Origin of the sequence: Halolamina sp. CBA1230 (assembly GCF_002025255.2) — an archaeon.
GTDB lineage: Archaea > Halobacteriota > Halobacteria > Halobacteriales > Haloferacaceae > Halolamina.
The window spans coordinates 1,034,148-1,050,910 of the sequence record NZ_CP054587.1 but is presented as its reverse complement, the minus strand read 5'-3'; the positions used below and the strand labels follow the sequence as shown (position 1 = coordinate 1,050,910).

General features: G+C 68.9%; 14 protein-coding genes. 7 read left to right on the top strand and 7 right to left on the bottom strand.

What is annotated here, in order from left to right; translation table 11 throughout:
* Positions 1-2: 2 nt before the first annotated feature.
* Together B4589_RS05315 and B4589_RS05310 are read left to right on the top strand one after the other, a co-directional pair.
* A complete protein-coding gene (locus B4589_RS05315; RefSeq protein ID WP_079233295.1) occupies positions 3-1,163 on the top strand; it encodes a CBS domain-containing protein in 1,161 nt (386 codons plus the stop codon).
* 306 nt (positions 1,164-1,469) lie between these two features.
* Entirely contained in the window at positions 1,470-1,877 is a 408-nt protein-coding gene (locus B4589_RS05310; RefSeq protein WP_079233294.1) for a DUF5518 domain-containing protein, read from the top strand.
* On the opposite strand, the gene radB is transcribed toward B4589_RS05310, so the two are convergent.
* Entirely contained in the window at positions 1,874-2,569 is a 696-nt protein-coding gene (gene radB, locus B4589_RS05305) for a DNA repair and recombination protein RadB (protein ID WP_079233293.1), read from the bottom strand. The genes B4589_RS05310 and radB overlap by 4 nt on opposite strands.
* Positions 2,570-2,667: 98 nt before the next feature.
* Here radB and B4589_RS05300 point away from each other — a divergent pair, with 98 nt between their 5' ends.
* From B4589_RS05300 to B4589_RS05280, 5 genes are all read left to right on the top strand, one after another.
* A complete protein-coding gene (locus B4589_RS05300) occupies positions 2,668-4,932 on the top strand; it encodes an IGHMBP2 family helicase (protein WP_079233292.1) in 2,265 nt (754 codons plus the stop codon).
* 147 nt (positions 4,933-5,079) lie between these two features.
* Entirely contained in the window at positions 5,080-7,299 is a 2,220-nt protein-coding gene (locus B4589_RS05295; protein ID WP_079233291.1) for a CDC48 family AAA ATPase, read from the top strand.
* A gap of 60 nt (positions 7,300-7,359) precedes the next feature.
* Positions 7,360-8,889: a hypothetical protein gene (locus B4589_RS05290; protein WP_079233290.1), complete on the top strand. Its 1,530-nt coding sequence runs from the start codon at positions 7,360-7,362 to the stop codon at positions 8,887-8,889.
* 143 nt (positions 8,890-9,032) lie between these two features.
* Positions 9,033-10,259, top strand: coding sequence for a permease (locus B4589_RS05285; RefSeq protein ID WP_079233289.1), 1,227 nt, complete (start codon positions 9,033-9,035; stop codon positions 10,257-10,259).
* Positions 10,260-10,309: 50 nt separating this feature from the next.
* Positions 10,310-11,182: an aldo/keto reductase gene (locus tag B4589_RS05280; RefSeq protein ID WP_079233288.1), complete on the top strand. Its 873-nt coding sequence runs from the start codon at positions 10,310-10,312 to the stop codon at positions 11,180-11,182.
* A gap of 32 nt (positions 11,183-11,214) precedes the next feature.
* Here B4589_RS05280 and B4589_RS05275 read toward each other — a convergent pair whose 3' ends face one another.
* From B4589_RS05275 to pstC, 6 genes are all read right to left on the bottom strand, one after another.
* Positions 11,215-12,285 (bottom strand): hypothetical protein, encoded by a 1,071-nt coding sequence (locus B4589_RS05275; RefSeq protein ID WP_079233287.1) that lies wholly within the window; start codon positions 12,283-12,285, stop codon positions 11,215-11,217.
* A complete protein-coding gene (locus tag B4589_RS05270) occupies positions 12,282-12,467 on the bottom strand; it encodes a DUF4177 domain-containing protein (RefSeq protein ID WP_079233286.1) in 186 nt (61 codons plus the stop codon). Before B4589_RS05270 ends, B4589_RS05275 begins: the two co-directional genes overlap by 4 nt.
* 46 nt (positions 12,468-12,513) lie before the next feature.
* Complete coding sequence (gene phoU, locus B4589_RS05265) at positions 12,514-13,185, bottom strand: phosphate signaling complex protein PhoU (RefSeq protein WP_079233285.1); 672 nt, start codon at positions 13,183-13,185, stop codon at positions 12,514-12,516.
* Between the two features lie 102 nt (positions 13,186-13,287).
* Positions 13,288-14,121, bottom strand: a complete 834-nt coding sequence (gene pstB, locus B4589_RS05260; RefSeq protein WP_217920483.1) for a phosphate ABC transporter ATP-binding protein PstB — start codon at positions 14,119-14,121, stop codon at positions 13,288-13,290.
* Between the two features lie 13 nt (positions 14,122-14,134).
* The gene (gene pstA, locus B4589_RS05255) at positions 14,135-15,727 is read right to left on the bottom strand and encodes a phosphate ABC transporter permease PstA (protein WP_079233283.1); all 1,593 of its coding nucleotides are present in this window, start codon (positions 15,725-15,727) and stop codon (positions 14,135-14,137) included.
* Entirely contained in the window at positions 15,724-16,710 is a 987-nt protein-coding gene (pstC, locus tag B4589_RS05250) for a phosphate ABC transporter permease subunit PstC (protein WP_079233282.1), read from the bottom strand. The genes pstA and pstC overlap by 4 nt, the downstream gene beginning before the upstream one ends.
* Between the last annotated feature and the right edge of the window lie 53 nt (positions 16,711-16,763).

Here is a 16,763-nt window from a genome sequence, read left to right as displayed (position 1 = left end):
CTATGGACATCTCCGATATCGCCGTCGAGGAGTTCGTCGAGGTCGATGCCGACACCCGCGTCGCGAAAGTCCGGTCACGGTTCGAGCGGGAGAACCCGAAAGGGATCGTCGTCATGGACGACGGCGACTGCATCGGCGTGATCCGCGAGAAACAGCTGATCCAGTCCCACGTCGAGGACGACACCAAGGCCGGGGCCATCGTCCGTTCGTCACGCAGCGGCGGGAGCCCGCCCAAGGTGCGCCGCTACGACGACGTGCGCGAGGTCTGTCGCGTGCTCGTCGAGGGCGACGTGAAGATCGCCCCCGTCTACGAGGGGGAGAACCTCTGGGGCGTCGTGACCGCCGACGATATCCTGCGTGCGGTCCACGAGAACCTCGAAGCGATCACGGTCGGCGATATCGCCTCCGAGTCGGTCGTCACCGTCACCGAGGACGACCACGTCGGCAAAGCGATCAACCGCCTGCGCGAGAACGGGATCTCGCGGCTCCCGGTCGTGAACGAGGCCGGCGAGCTCACGGGGATCGTCACCACCAACGACATCGTCGACTTCGCGGTCCGCGACGAGGAGCGACAGGGTGAGGGCGACCGCAGCGGCGAGCTCGAGCGCATGCTCGACATCCCCGTCTACGACCTGATGTCGAGCCCGGTGAACACCATCACCGCCGGCGAGACCGTCGACGAGGCGATGTCGGTGATGTTCGAGAACGGGATCTCGGGGCTGGTCGTGACGGCGACGCCCGACGGTGCCGAGATCGAGGGCGTCATCACCAAGACCGACGTGCTCCGCGCGCTGACCCACACCGAGGAGGAGTCGATGGACGTCCAGATCACGAACGTCAACCTGCTGGACGTGCTCTCCCGCGAGGATATCGTCGCGGACATCACCAGCGTCGCGGACAAGTTCCAGGAGATGAACGTGCTCCACGCCCACGTGCGCTTCACCCAGCACAAGGAGAAGCTCCGCGGGACGCCGCTGCTGCGCTGCCAGATCCGCCTGCGCACCACGCAGGGCCAGGTCGCCGGCTCCGGCGAGGGGTACGGCGCCGAGCACGCCTTCCACGTCGCGCTCGACCGCCTGGAGCGGAACGTGCTCGAACTCAAGGGCGTGAAAGCCGACGAGGAGTACCGCGGCCAGCTGATGCGGAAGCTGAACGAACTATAGAACCCCGACGCTTCGACCTTTTGCTGCGGGCCCCGGAGGGCCCTTGCAAAAGCTCGGCCAAAAGCCTGCGAGCCTCCCTCCGAGAGAGCGAAGTGGTTCGAGAGAGCAAAGCTCTCTCGTCATGCCGAGAGGCGCGGTTGCGCCTCTCGTATCACTCTCTCGTGCTCCCGCTCGCTTCGCTCGCGGGAACTCCGGTCGGCTCTTGGCCCGCTCGCTCCCTTCGGTCGCTCGCGGTGAGTGGACTATCTGTACTACCCGACGCGAGCGACCTCCGGATTTTTGCTACTGGAGCGCCAGCTTTCCGGCATGTCCTCGACTGACCCTCCCTCCACCGATCGCGCTCGGCTGTGGCGCCCTGCGCTCGTCGGCGGCGCCGTCGGCGTGGCGCTGGCGCTCCCCGTCTACGCGCAGGCCGGCCAGGGCGGCCCGCTGCTGTTCGTCGCGGGCATCGTGGCGGGCTACCTCGCCCCCGAGAACGTCGACGCCTACGCCGCCGGCGGGCGGGCGGGTGCCGTCGCCACCCTCCCGCTGCTCGTCTGGTTCCTGTTCGACTCGACCGACTGGTTCGCGTCGCTGGGCTCGACAGCGATCGCGGTCGGCGGGGGCGTGATCGCTGCGACGGTGATCGTCGCGGTCGGCTACCTCGCCGGCGGCATCGGTGCAGGGTTCGGCGGCTGGCTGGCGGTCCAGTTCGGGCGCAAGGACCCGGCTTAGAACTCCTCGGTCGACTCCAGCCCCTCCTCGACGATCCGGAACGTCGCCGTCTCGCCCGTCGCCCTCGATCGGTGTTTCTCCAGCGCCGCCCGGCGGTTCCCGCCGCGGAACCGCTCCAGCCTGAGGACCACGCCGGTCCAGTGCTCCAGCGTGTTGCCGCCGAGCCCGCGGGTTCGGTCGGCGTCGGGGTCGCGGAACACCTGATTGGTGATCACGACCGCGAGGTCGTGTTTCCGGGCCAGCGAGAGCAGGTGGGTGATCTGGCTGGCGACTTTCCGCAGCGACTCGCCGCCGGCGTCGTCGCCCGCGCGCTCGAGCCGGTAGAACCCCGTCGCGGAGTCGAGCACGATCAGGTCCGCGGTGTCGGCGAACTCCTCGGCGTCACGGACGGCTTCGGCCTGCTCCTCGAAGTCGTGGGCCTCGGAGATCACGATGCGGGAGGCGACGTCCTCGAACTCGGCGTCGTCGGTCTTCCCGTCGACGACCTGCCGGAAGCGGTCGATCGACAGCCCCTCGGTGTCGATGTACAGCGCGCGCCCGCCGTCGACGGCGGCCTCGACCGCCGCCGCGAGCGCGAGGTTGGTTTTCCCCGCGGCCGGTTCGCCGTACACCTGCGTGACGGTGCCGCGCTCGAAGCCGCCGCCGAGCAGGTCGTCGATCGGGTCGCAGCCGGTGGGGACGGGGTCGCTCATTGCGCATGGGTTACGCGGGGTAGTACGAAAGGGCTCGGGAGTCGGGCCGACTGCGGCCGTGTCGCCTAAGCCGTCGACGCCGTTACTGCTCGCCCGGGATGTCGACGGTAGTCGTTCACGGACTCGACGGAGAGGGAGCGGACGACGTCGTCGGCGCGTTCGTCAACGAGGCCGGCGTCTCGCCGGACGATATCGGCACCATCGAGATCGAGGACGGCGAGGCGACGGTCGAACTCGCCGACGGCGCGGCCGACGACGTCGTGAACGAGATGGACGGGAGCCGCGTCGGGCGCTCGGAGGTGACAGTCCACCGCCACGACGACGCGTTCGCGGCGGTTCGCGAGTACGTCCGCGAGTACACCGAACTCGTCGAGATGGAGCGCGAGGCGGAGATGCGCCGCCACGAGGAGGAGATCCGCTCGCTCTCCGGTCGCGAACGCGAGGCGAAGGGGCGCGCGGTGCTCGACCTCGACGGCCGCGACCAGGGTGAGGGGCTCGGCGGCTACGAGGTGAAGTTCGTCCGCCAGCGCGACGACGGGATGCCCGAGACCGAGATCGGCGTCGGCGACCTCGTGATGGTCTCCAAGCAGGACCCCCTGCGGGACGACAACCCCACGGGCACCGTGACGCAGGTGACGGGCCAGTCCGTCACCGTCTCCTTCGACGGCGAGCCGGCGGGGTTCGTGTTCGGCTCCGAGCTCCGCATCGACCTCTACGTCAACGACGTGACCTACCAGCGGATGCAGGACGCCCTCGACGCGCTGCTGGCGGCGGAGGACGGGACGTCCCTCGCCCACCTCCGGGACGTGTTCGCGGGCGTCGCCGACCCCGCCGACCCCTCACCCGCCGAGGTGGAGGGGTTCTTCGACGACGCGCTGAACGACTCCCAGCGCGAGGCCGTCCGCCGCGCGGTCGGCACCGAGGACGTCCACCTGATCCACGGCCCGCCCGGCACCGGGAAGACCACCACCGCAGTCGAGGTGATCCGGCAGTGCGTCGATCGCGGGGAGTCCGTGCTCGCGACCGCGGCGTCCAACACCGCGGTCGACAACGTCGTCGAGCGACTGGCCGACACGGACCTGGACGTCGTCCGCGTCGGCCACCCCGCGCGGGTGACGCCGACGCTCCGCGAGCACACGCTGGACGAGCGCGTCGAGGCCACCGACGCCTACCAGCGCTCGCGGGAGGCCCGCGAGGAGGCGTTCGACGCCCTCGACGAACTCGAGGAGCGCGACGACCTCACGAAACCCTCCGGGCAGTGGCGTCGCGGCCTCTCCGACGAGCGCATCCGCGAACTCGCCGAGGAGGGTCGCAGTTCGCGGGGGATCCCGGCCGAGAAGATCGAGGAGATGGCCGACTGGCTCGAACGGCGCGAGGAAGTGGACGAGCTGTTCGACCGGGCCGACGAACTGGAAGAGGAAGCCGTCGCCGAGGTGTTGGAGGCTGCTGACGTGGTCTGTACGACCAACGCCACCTCGGGGAGCGACGTGCTCGAGGGGTTCGAGTTCGACACGCTCGTGCTCGACGAGGCGACCCAGGCCATCGAGCCGTCCTGCCTGATCCCGATCACCTCGGCCGACCGGGTCGTCATGGCCGGCGACCACCGACAGCTCCCGCCGACGGTCCAGAACGAGGACGCCGCCCGCGAGGGACTACGCGAGACGCTGTTCGAGCGCCTCGCCGAGCACCACGACGACCTGCGCTCGCTGCTCCGCACCCAGTACCGGATGCACGAGACGATCCAGGAGTTCTCGGCCGAACGCTTCTACGACGGCGCGCTCGAAGCCGCCGAGTCGGTCCGCGACCACACGCTCCGCGGCCTCGGCGTCGAACCCGACGACCTCCCCGAACCGACGCGACCGATCCTCGACCCCGACGAGCCGCTAACGTTCGTCGACACCGCGAACGTCGACGCCGCGGAACACCAGCGCGAAGGGTCGCCCTCGCGGGAGAACCCTCGCGAGGCGGAGCTGGTCGCCGACCTCGCGGCCGACGCGCTCGCGGCGGGTGTCGACCCCGCGGATCTCGCGGTGATCTCGCCGTACGACGATCAGGTCGGCCGGACCGAGGACGAACTCGACGAGCGCCTCGGCGGGCGGCCCGATGCGCTCGAAGTCGACACTGTCGACGGGTTCCAGGGCCGCGAGAAGGAGCTGGTGCTCGTCTCGCTGGTGCGCTCGAACCCGCGCGACGAGATCGGCTTTCTCGACGACGAGCGGCGGTTCAACGTCGCGCTCACCCGCGCGCGGCGGAAGGCCGTCGTCGTGGGCGACGCCGACACCGTGACCGCCGGCGACGCCTTCGACGCGTTCGTCGATTACGCCCGCGAGCGCGGCGACGTGGTCGAACTCCCGACCGCGTGAGGGCGGGAGCGAGCCCGTTCACGTCGCCCGAATCGCTCCGAGAACGAGCGATGATTCAGCGGACCAGGTGGTGTACGAAACTCCGGTCTAACGCCACACTTATGCGCGGACACCCCTTGGTTCCACGTAACTCACTCCGGGTCACCCATGAACGAAGTTCAACTAGAAGTCGCGAAAGCGTACCCGAACGATTCGGGCCGCGGCATCGCTCGGCTCGACCCCGACACCCTGCTGCATCTCAAGCTCTCCCCCGGCGACATCATCGAGATCGAGGGCGCCGAAACGACGGCTGCGAAGGTCTGGCGTGCCGACCGTCAGGACTGGAACACCGACACCGTCCGAATCGACGGGTTCACTCGGCAGAACGCCGACGTGAGCATCGGCGAGCGCGTCACGATCCGCAAGGCCGAGGCCGAGACCGCCGAGTCGCTCACGCTCGCGCCGCCGGAGGAGGCGTCGGTGCAGTTCGGCTCCGAGGCCGCCGGCATGGTGAAACGGCAGATCCTCAAGCGCCCGGTGGTCGAGCGCGACATCGTCCCCGTGATGTCGAGCACGAACCACCCGTTCATGCGCTCGCCCGGGCAGGCGATCCCGCTGATCGCCGTCGACACCGAGCCCGACGGCGTCTGCCTGATCACCGAGGAGACCGACGTGGAGCTCCGCGAGGAGCCCATCTCGGGGTACGACAAGACCGGCGGCGGGATCACCTACGAGGACATCGGCGGCCTCGAGGACGAGATCCAGCGCGTCCGGGAGATGGTCGAACTGCCGATGAAACACCCCCAGATCTTCAAGAAGCTCGGCATCGAGCCGCCCCAGGGGGTGTTGCTCCACGGCCCGCCCGGCACGGGGAAGACGCTGCTCGCGAAGGCGGTCGCCAACGAGACCTCCGCGAGTTTCTTCTCCATCGCGGGCCCGGAGATCATCTCGAAGTACTACGGTGAGTCCGAACAGCAGCTCAGGGAGATCTTCGAGGACGCCAAGGAGGAGAGCCCCGCGATCGTGTTCATCGACGAGCTCGACTCCATCGCGCCGAAGCGTGAGGACGTGACCGGCGAGGTCGAGCGCCGCGTCGTCGCCCAGCTGCTGACGATGATGGACGGGCTCGACTCCCGCGGGCAGGTGATCGTCATCGGCGCGACCAACCGCGTCGACAGCGTCGACCCCGCGCTCCGTCGCCCGGGCCGGTTCGACCGCGAGATCGAGATCGGCGTCCCCGACGAGACCGGGCGCAAAGAGATCCTCCAGATCCACAGCCGCGGGATGCCGCTGTCGGACGACATCGACCTCGACCACCTCGCCGCCGAGACCCACGGGTTCGTCGGCGCCGACATCGAGAGCCTCAGCAAGGAGGCCGCGATGAAGGCGCTGCGGCGCTACCTCCCCGAGATCGATCTCGACGAGGAGGAGGTGCCACCCAGCCTGATCGACCGCATGATCGTCAAGCGGGAGGACTTCCGCGGCGCGCTCAACGAGGTCGAGCCCAGCGCGATGCGGGAGGTGCTGGTCGAGCTCCCCAAGATCTCCTGGGACGACGTTGGCGGCCTGACCGACCCCAAACAGCAGGTGAAGGAGGCCGTCGAGTGGCCGCTCTCGAGCCCGGAGAAGTTCGAACGCATGGGCGTCGAGGCGCCGAAGGGCGTACTCCTGTACGGCCCGCCCGGCACGGGGAAGACGCTGATGGCGAAGGCGGTGGCCAACGAGACCAACGCCAACTTCATCTCGGTGCGGGGCCCGCAGCTGCTCTCGAAGTGGGTCGGCGAGTCCGAGAAGGCGATCCGCCAGACGTTCCGCAAGGCGCGACAGGTCTCGCCCACCGTGATCTTCTTCGACGAGCTCGACTCGCTCGCGCCGAGTCGGGGTGAGCAGGCGGGGACGAACGTCTCCGAGCGCGTCGTGAACCAGCTCCTCACCGAGCTCGACGGGCTCGAGGAGATGGGCGAGGTGATGGTGATCGGCGCCACCAACCGCCCGGACATGATCGACCCCGCGCTGATCCGCTCGGGGCGGTTCGACCGGCTCGTGATGGTCGGCTCGCCCGACCAGGACGGCCGCGAGCAGATCCTCCAGATCCACACCGGGGACACGCCGCTGGCGCCGGACGTGAGCCTGAAGGAGGTCGCCGAGATCACCGACGGCTACGTCGGCTCCGATCTGGAGTCGATCTGTCGGGAGGCCGCCATCGAGGCGCTGCGGGAGTCCGACGACGCCGACGAGGTGGAGATGCGCCACTTCCGGCAGGCGATCGAGGCGGTGCGGCCGACGATCACCGACGACCTGATGAGCTACTACGAGGACGTCGAGGAGGAGTTCCGCGGCAGCTCCAGCGCGAACGTCGACCGCGGCAACCGCCTGGGGTTCCAGTAGGCACAAAGCGGTCTTTTCGCCTCCACAAGGGCCTTTTAGTGACGGTTCGGAGGGACGCGTATGCGTAGACGCGCCCTCCTCACGTCGCTGGCGGCGGGCAGCAGCCTGCTCGCCGGCTGTGGCTCCGTCGCGACGACCGAGACCGAACCGACCGACACGGACACTGCGACCGACGCGCCGACGGCCACACCCTCGACGCCCGACGAGGTCGTCCAGTTGGAGGGGAACGCCCTGTTCGGCGCCAGCGTCGTCGACCTCGACACCGTCGACCGGACGTACGCCCTCTCACCGATGCGCTACCGCGCCGAGGACGGCGCCGAGCTGCGGATGCGGTTCGACGCGACCGCGACCGCCGACCACCCCGCGCGGCTGGTCGCCTCGCTCCAGAACACCGAGCGCTACCGCGAGTCGGTCGACCTCGACTGGCTCCCACCGTTCGGCCGGCCGGCGAGCGAACCGCCCCGAGACCACAGTGAACCGCTGATGGGTGGCGGCCTCACTGACGAGGGGAGTCTGGTGCTCGCGCCCACCGAGAACCACGACCTGGTCGACGACCCGCCGGCAGTCGAGCGCGACGACGACGGCCACTGGCGGCTGGCCGGCGGGATCGATCACTGGCTGCCCGAGACCGTGACCCTCGACGCCGGCGAGGCGATCCGGGGGGAGTACGCGGTCGTCGGCCACCCCGAAGGGTCGGGGCGCCCGACCGGCGTCTACGAGTTCCTCGGCGGGGCCGACGGCACGGACGCCAGCATCACCGTCTGGCAGACGAGCGCTCCCGGCCCGAACGAGGGGTCGCGGTTCGCCGGCGAGTCGGTTCCGCCGCTCGCGGACGGGGAAGGCGACGACGGCGGAGACGAAGCGGACGGCGTGACGTGGTTCCACGAAGCCGACGAGTCCACGGCCGCGTACCTCCGCCCCGAAACCGAGACGGCCGACCTCCCGGCGGGGATCACGTTCCAGTTCGTCAACCACACCCGCGAGCAACAGGGCTGTGGCCACTGGTACGTGTACAAACTCCACGACGGCGAGTGGTACAACCTCGGTCCGTACGTCCGGACGGCGGAGTGTCGGATGGTCCCGCCCGCCGGGACGAAGTCGTGGACGCTACACGCCTACCGCGGCGGCGGGAGCCTCCCGCCCGAGGACGGCCGCGCGTACCCCGCCCTCGGCGGCGGCCGCTACGCGGTGTCGGTGGGGTACGCCGCGGACGGCGGGTCCAGCGCCGCGATGGTCGATCTCGCGGGCGACCCGATCGAGATCGTCCCGACCGACGGCGTCGAGCACGACCGTGACGGGTCGACCGTCACGGTCACGACGCCGGAGTGGGAGGACGGGGGCGAGGACGCGACGACGCTCTCGGTGACCCGCACCGACGACGCCGACGAGACGCTGATCCGCGAGCAGGTGATGCGCGACTGGTACCGCGGCCTGCGGAACACGCTCCCGTTCTTCGCGGACGGGGTCGAGGAGGTACGGCTCCGGAGCAGCGAGCAGGTCACGTACGGTCTCACGGGGTTCGAGGAGTCGCCCTACCGCGTTCGTGTGGACGGACAGGCGTACGAAGTCCGCGTCGACGACGACGCGTAGCCCGGTTCGCGTTCCGAAGTTCGCGAACCCGTTCAGCCGAAGGTTCCGAAGCACAATCGTGTTGAATCTCACCCCCCTAGACTCACACATGCTCGGATGCCTGCGACGACGCGTGCATCGCGCGCCTCGCGGGGGTGGAACCGATGGTCGTTGAGCGGTTCCTCGAGGGCCTGCGCCTCGCGGGCGAGATGTTCTGGGAGACGTGGTGGGCGCTGGTGCTTGGGTTCACCATCGCCGGCGCCGTCGAGACGTTCGTGAGCGAGGAGAAGATGTCCGCCGTGCTCGGCGGCGACGGCTGGCGCGAGCTCGGCCTGGGGACCGCCTTCGGCGCCGCCTCCTCGTCGTGTTCGTTCGGCGCCGTCGCGACCACGAAGTCGCTGTTCAAGAAGGGCGCCTCGCCGGTCGCCAGCCTCGCGGCGTTCCAGTTCGCGTCGACGAACCTCGTGATCGAACTCGGCCTCGTGATGTGGATCCTGCTGGGCTGGCAGTTCGTGCTCGCGGACTACGTGGCGGGGCTGCTGCTGATCGCGCTGCTCGCGACGACGTTCAAGTACGTGGTCCCGGACGACTGGTTCGCGGCCGCACGCGACCACCTCCAGGAGACCGACGGCGTGCGCGACCCGTCCTGCGGGATGGAGGTCGACCCGTCGGACGACGACGTGGTGACGCTCGAAACCGACGGCGGGACGGAGTACTTCTGCTCGGAGTCGTGCAGGGAGGCGTACGCCGAGGAGCAGCGCCAGGTCGACCAGCCGTGGACCGAGCGGCTGACCAGCCGGGACGGCTGGCGCCTCGCCTCGAAGAACGCGCTGGGGGAGTGGGGGATGCTCTGGACGGACATCGTCGCCGGCTTCCTGATCGCCGGCCTCATCGCTGCGTTCGTCCCGCGGGTCTGGTGGACGACGCTGTTCGGAGTCGGCGCCGAGGGGACGTTCGGCTGGGTGGTCGCGAGCGCCGCCATCGGCGTGGCGATCGGCGTCGTGACGTTCGTCTGTTCGGTCGGGAACGTCCCCTTCGCGGTGATCCTCTGGAACAACGGCATCGCGTTCGGCGGCGTGATGAGCTTCATCTTCGCGGACCTGATCGTCCCGACGATCGACGACGCCTACCGCCGGTACTACGGCCTGCGGATCGCCGCCGTACTGTTCGTCTCCATCTTCGTGACCGCAGTGATCGCCGGCATCGTCATCCACTACGCCTGGGGCGCACTCGGCCTCATCCCGCCCCAGGGCGAGGCCGGCGGCACCGCGCCCTCGGGCTACACGCGCTACCTCAACGCCGCGTTCACGCTCGTCCTGCTCGCACAGGTGTACGTCGGCTACTGGTCCGCCGCGGCCGCCGACGTGAGCGAGGGAGCCCACGCCGGCTGATCGGTTCCGGTAGCACAACGCCCACCCCGTCGGCGCCGTGAACGGCGAGTATGGTCGAGAACCAGAGCGACACGTTCGAGATCGGCGAGCACACCGTCCACCGACTCGGCTTCGGCGCGATGCGGCTCTGTGGCGAGGACATCGTCGGCGCGCCCGACGACGAGGAGGCTGCCCGCGAGGTCGCGCGCGAGGCCGTCGACCTCGGTGTTGACTTCATCGACACGGCGGACTCCTACGGCCCCGGCACGAGCGAGCGCCTGCTCCGGGAGGCCGGCGTCGTCGGCACGGGTGCGACCGGCGACGGTCGGCCGGGCGCCGACGACGCACTGGTCGCGACGAAGGGTGGGCTGCTCCGGAACCACGACGGCGACTGGCTCCCGCTCGGCGACCCCGACTACCTCCGCAACGCCGCGCTGGCGTCGATCGACCGCCTCGGCGTCGACAGCATCGACCTCTACCAGCTCCACCGACCCGATCCGGACACGGAGTTCGAGGAGTCCGTGACGACGCTCGCGGAACTCAAAGACGACGGGCTGGTCGACAACGTCGGGCTGAGCAACGTCTCCGTCGAGCAGCTGGAGACTGCCCGCGACCACGTCGAGGTCGCGACGGTCCAGAACGAGTACAACCTCGCCAACCGCGAGCACGAGGACGTGCTCGACGCCTGCGAGGACGCGGGGATCGGGTTCATCCCCTACTTCCCCATCGGCGCCGGCGACCTCGACGAGAAGGCGGCGGTCGTCGACGAGGTCGCCGAGGCCCACGACGCCTCGCGCTACCAGGTCGCGCTGGCGTGGCTACTCGAACACTCGGACGTGACCCTCCCGATCCCGGGTACCTCGAGCGTCGAGCACCTACGGGAGAACGTGGCCGCGAGCGGGATCGATCTGAGCGACGGGGAGGTCGCGCAGCTGAGCGAGTAGCGCCCCCGCGGCCTCGCCCAGGCGGCCCGAGCCTACCGCTGTGAGCCGCGGAGGATGAGCGGCCCGATCGCGAGCGTCCGCTTGGCGACGGTCGCGATCCGCGCGATGTAGGACACGAGCAGCAGGAACGGGAGCGCGGTCGCGGTGAACGCGGCGCCGACGACCCAGAGGACGTTCCGGACGCCCAGGGTCGCCCCGGGGAGGCGACCAGTGCCGAAGAACGCCAGCATCCCGCCGGCGACGAGCAGGGCGGGCACCGAGACGTAGAGGATGAGTTGGGAGAGATCGATGAGTGCCCACTGGAAGTACAGCGTCTTGATATGCTCCCGGGCGGGCCCCCACATCGAGAGTGCGGTCTTGAGCTCGGAAAGCAGCGTCTCGGTGTCCTCGTCGATCGCGTCGGCGTGTTCGTGGGCGATGCGTTCGACCTGGAAGATCTTCCAGCCGTAGTTGAAGTCCAGCGCGCCGTACAGCACGTCGAAGCTGCCGAACCGCTCGCCGTCGAGCTCCTCGCGGACGGCGTCGGCGTTGCCGGTGAGGCTGTCGGTGAACTCGTCGACCTCCTCCCGGAGCTCGTCGTCGTCGCTGCCCGAGACCGAGTCCCGCAGCGCCTCGGCACGCTGTTGGGTCTCGTCGACCAGCTTCCGGAGGAACGCCGAGGGGTCGACCGGCACCGGCTCCTCGGCCACGTCGCCGATGTAGTCGCGGAAATCCATCGTGTTACTCATCCGCTCGTGCTGATCGCCCAGCGGTCCGTTCTCCTGGGAGATGACGAGCTGGCTGATCGTGACGATCAGGGTCGTGCCGGTGATGATCGCCCCCAGCATCGTCGAGAAGATGGTCGCCTTCGTGTCGCCGGTGTTGAGGTTGTCGTGAAAGCCGCCGAGGCTCCCGATCGCGACGAACGCGGCGAACATGAGGACGCCGAGCGCGGCGGCGACGACCAGTCGGTTCGCGCTCAGCATCACGTACAGCTTCAGTCGGCTCTCCTCGGCTCGCTCGCGCATCGTGTTCGCCGTGGAGATATCCGTGTCGCCGGAGGTCTCCATCTCCGTCTCCGACTCCGCGTCGGCGTCGACGCTGTCGTCGGGCTCGATGCTCATTCCTCGACCCGCCGTTTGAGCACGAGGAACTTGGTTCCGCCGCCGACGTAGTCGATCGTGTCCGCGAGCTCCCAGCCCTCCTCACCGAGTTCGTTGAGTGTGGCTTTCGGGTCGGTCGCTTCCTTCTTCGTCGACCCGCGCGGTGGCCGCAGCGTCTCGTACTCCCACTGTTCGGACGCCATGTTCGTACCTTCGGGCCACAGCTGAAAAACCTGGATATGTGACCGCTCAGTAGATCAGTTCGTCCGAGTTATCAACCATGTACAACGTTCGTGCGGCGACGTTGACCGCGTGGTCGCCGACGCGTTCGAGGTCCCGCACGGTGAGCAGCAGCCGCGACACGTCGGCCATCAGGTCCTCGACCTCCTCCTGGTCGCTGGCCTCGCTCTCGATCAGGTCACGGACGATGATCTCCGAGGCGTCCTCACACAGCGCGTCGAGGTCGTCGTCGCGCTCGGCGACCGCGAAGCAGCCGTCGGGATCCTCGTCCTCGTAGGCGGCCATCGCCATCGCCAGCATCTCGAGGGTCTCGTCGCCGATGCGCTGGACGTCGACGTCGGGGAACACCTCGTAGCGAGCCTCCTTGGCGTAGCCGCCGAGGTTGGTCGCGAGGTCGGCGATGCGTTCGAGGTCGGTGATGATCTTGAACGAGGAGGCGATGAAGCGCAGGTCGCCGGCGACCGGCTGCTGGAGCGCCAGCAGGTCGATGCAGTCCTGTTCGAGCTCGAGGTAGAGCTCGTTCACCTCGGCGTCGCGCTCGATCACCTCCTGGCCGAGCTCGGCGTCCTGCTGTTCGAGCGCGTCCAGCCCCATCCGGAGGCGCTCGGCGACGACCTCGCCCATGTAGAGCACGTCCTCGCGGAGCGATTCGAGCTGTCGTTGGTAGTCGTCTCGTGGCATACGGGTCGGTTGCGGCGGCGGGTAGATAACTGTTCGAGACTCCACGGCGGTTCCCGTGGGAAACGTAGCCAATGAGTCGGATCCGGAGCGCCGGGGTCGGAGCTACCCGAACTTCCCGGTGATGTAGTCCTCCACCCGCTCGTTCTCGGGATTCTCGAACACCTTGTCGGTGTCGTCGAACTCCACGAGCTCGCCGCCGGTCAGGAACACGGCGGTCTTGTCGGAGATGCGGGCGGCCTGCTGCATGTTGTGCGTGACGATCACGACCGTGTACTCCTCGGCCATCTCGTCGAGCAAGTCCTCGATCTTCGAGGTCGCGACGGGGTCGAGTGCGGACGCGGGCTCGTCCATCAGCACCACCTGGGGGTCGACCGCGATCGCGCGGGCGATGCAGAGTCGCTGCTGCTGCCCGCCCGAGAGATCGAGCCCGGACTGGTCGAGCTGGTCTTTCACCTCGTCCCACAGCGCGGCGTGCCGGAGCGCGTCCTCGACTTTCTCGTCGAGGTTCTCGGTCCGGTCCTGCAGGCGCAGGCCGTAGGCGACGTTGTCGTAGATGCTCTTGGGGAAGGGGTTTGGCTGCTGGAACACCATCCCGATGCGCCGCCGCAGCGCCACGGGGTCCACGTCGTCGTCGTAAACGTTCTTCCCGTCGAACAGCATCTCCCCCTCGACGCGCGCGGCGTCGATCAGGTCGTTCATCCGGTTGATGCTCCGGAGGTAGGTGGACTTCCCACAGCCCGACGGGCCGATCATCGCGGTCACCCGGTTCTCCGGGATCTCCATGCTCACTGACCGCAGTGCCTGATCGTCGTTGTACCAGACGCTCAGGTCGCGGCTCTCGATGATCGTCGACGCCTCGCCGTCGGCGTCCCGGTCCCGTCCCCGCCCCTCGGGGACGCCCACCGCGTACTCGTCGCCGCTCGATCCCTCGTTCATGTCTGTCGACTGGTCAGCGTTGCTCATAGTGGTTGCGTACGTAGATCGCGATCGAGTTCATGCTCAGCATCGCGGTCAGCAGCACCACGATACCCGCCGCGAGGACGGTCGTGTAGAACGCCGGGCTGGCGTACGTCGACGCCCAGACGTACAGCTGGAGCGGCATCGCGCCGATAGCGGAGTCCCAGGAGTTGGGCACCCCGAACACCTGCGCGGCGCCGATCACCAGCAGCGGCGCTGTCTCGCCGATCGCCCGCGAGAGCGCGAGGATCGTCCCCGTCAGGATCCCCGGGAACGCCCGGGGCAGGACGACGTTCTTGACCGTCTGCCAGCGCGTCGCCCCCATCCCGTAGGAGGCCTGCCGCGCCGAATCCGGCACCGCCCGGATCGCCTCCCGCGAGGAGATGATCACGATGGGGAACACCAGCAGTGCGAGCGTCGCGCCGCCGACCAGCAGCGTCCCGGTCGGCTGGCCGCCGTGGCGGACGAACAGCCCCAGCCCCAGCAGGCCGTACACCACGCTCGGCACGCCGGCGAGGTTGCTGATGTTCACGTCGATGATCCGCGTGAGGGTGGTGTCGGGGGCGTACTCCTCCAGGTACACTGCCGCGCCGACGCCCGCCGGCACCGCGATCGCGGCGACGACGAACATCAGCAGGATCGTCCCCACGATCCCGGAGTAGATCCCGACCTCGCTCGGGTTGGCGCCGCTCTGGATCGTGCTGGTCAGGAACCCCCAGTCGACCCACGACTCGGGGCCGGCGAACCCCAGCGCGCCGACGAGCAGTTCACCCGTCAGTGCGCCGCCGACGACGACCGCGGGCAGCAGCAGGCCGACGCGGCGTTCGGGACGCTCCTTCACGACGATGGCGACGTACAGCCCGGTCGGCACGACGGCGAACAGTGCGAGCGCGACGCCCGGGATGGCGCCGAGCCCCGTCACCATACCGACGACACCGCCGGCGGCACTCCCGAGCAGGATCGCCGCGCCGGCGATCCGGCCCGCACGCTGGCCCCAGCGGCCACCGAACCAGCGCCCGAGCAGGAGCGCCTCCGGGATCCCCAGGGTCAGTACGAGCACCATCCAGTCGGCCGGCACGGTCGGGAACTCCTGAACGAGTCCCGGGATCACCAGCAGCGACCCAGCCGTCACGGCGAGCACCGTCCCTAGCTCAACGAGGAACGGGATATTCCGGTCGGTCCGGTCCAGCGCGACGACGACGCCGGCGGGCACCGCGAGCGCGACGACGAAGGAGAGCCAGACCAACGTCGGGATCACGTCGATGAACAGCGCGGCCAGCCCGCCGGCGTACAGCGCCGCGACCGCCGGCATCACGACCCCGAGCAGCCCGGTCGTGAGCGTGCCGTAGCTCCGCCGGTAGCACCACCAGCCCACCCCGGCCGTCGGGAGGACGAAGCTGAGCAGGAAGGTGAGATGCCAGCCCGGATCGGCCGTCAGCGGCTGGATCGCGTCGTTGAGGACGTACACTAGCAACACGGCGAGCATCAGGATACCCACGAGCGTCGACGCGAGCAGGCCGTACCGGAAGACGGTGCCGACGCGACGACTCACGCGGCCGAACGCCTCGACGGTTTCGCTGCTCATTGGTACTCCTCCTGGTAGCGGTTGGCGATCAGGTCGCTCAACACGTTCATCCCGAGCGTGATCACGAACAGCACCAGCCCCACCGCGAACAGGCTACGGTAGGCCAGACCGCCGCCGGTCACGTCGCCGGTCAGCAGCTGGACCATCGCCGCCGTCATCGTCATCCCCGGTTCGAAGTAGGAGTCGGGGTCGAGCAGCGCGAGGTACGACGAGAGTTCGGTGGGATCGAACTCCCGGGCGAGCGACCCGGTGGCGAGCGTGACCGCCATCGTCTCGCCGATCGCGCGCGAGAGCGCGAGGATAAAGGAGGAGAAGATCCCCGAGATGGCTGCCGGGACGACGATCCCCGTCGAGACCTCGTACTTGGTCGCGCCCATCCCGTAGCCGGCCTGTCGGAGATCGTCGGGCACTGCCTGCATCGCGTCCTCGGAGACCGAGGCGACCATCGGGAGGATCATGATGCCGACGACCACACAGGCCGAAGCGATGTTGAACAGCCCCTCGATCTGCACGAACGCGTCGAGCGCGGGGGTGATGTAGGCCACCGCGAAGATCCCGTAGATGATCGAAGGGATGCCCGCGAGGATTTCGAGCGCGGGCTTGAGGTAGGAGCGCGCGCTCTCGCTCGCGTACTCGCTGAGATAGAGCGCCGTCGCCACCCCGAGCGGGATCGCGATCAGCCCCGCACCGAAGGTCACCATCAGCGTCGCGGAAACCAACGGCATCACGCCGAGATCCGGCCCCTGCAGGCTCCACTCCGCGCCGGTGAAAAACTCCGTCAGCGTGGCGGTCTCGCCCTGAACGCCCAGTAGGGGGGCGGTGGCGGCGAAGAACTTCGACGCCTCGTACACCAGCAGGCCGATGATGCTCAGCGTGGTCACCACCGACAGCGCCGCACACGCGAAGAAGAAGGACTTCGCCAGCAGCTCCCGCGAGGAGTTCTGGGTTCGTCGCGTCAGTTCGGTCGCCTCGTCCCCGCTCATGGTTGTCGGATCATACCTGTCTCCCCGGAAAAGCACTCCGTCCTCCGATACGG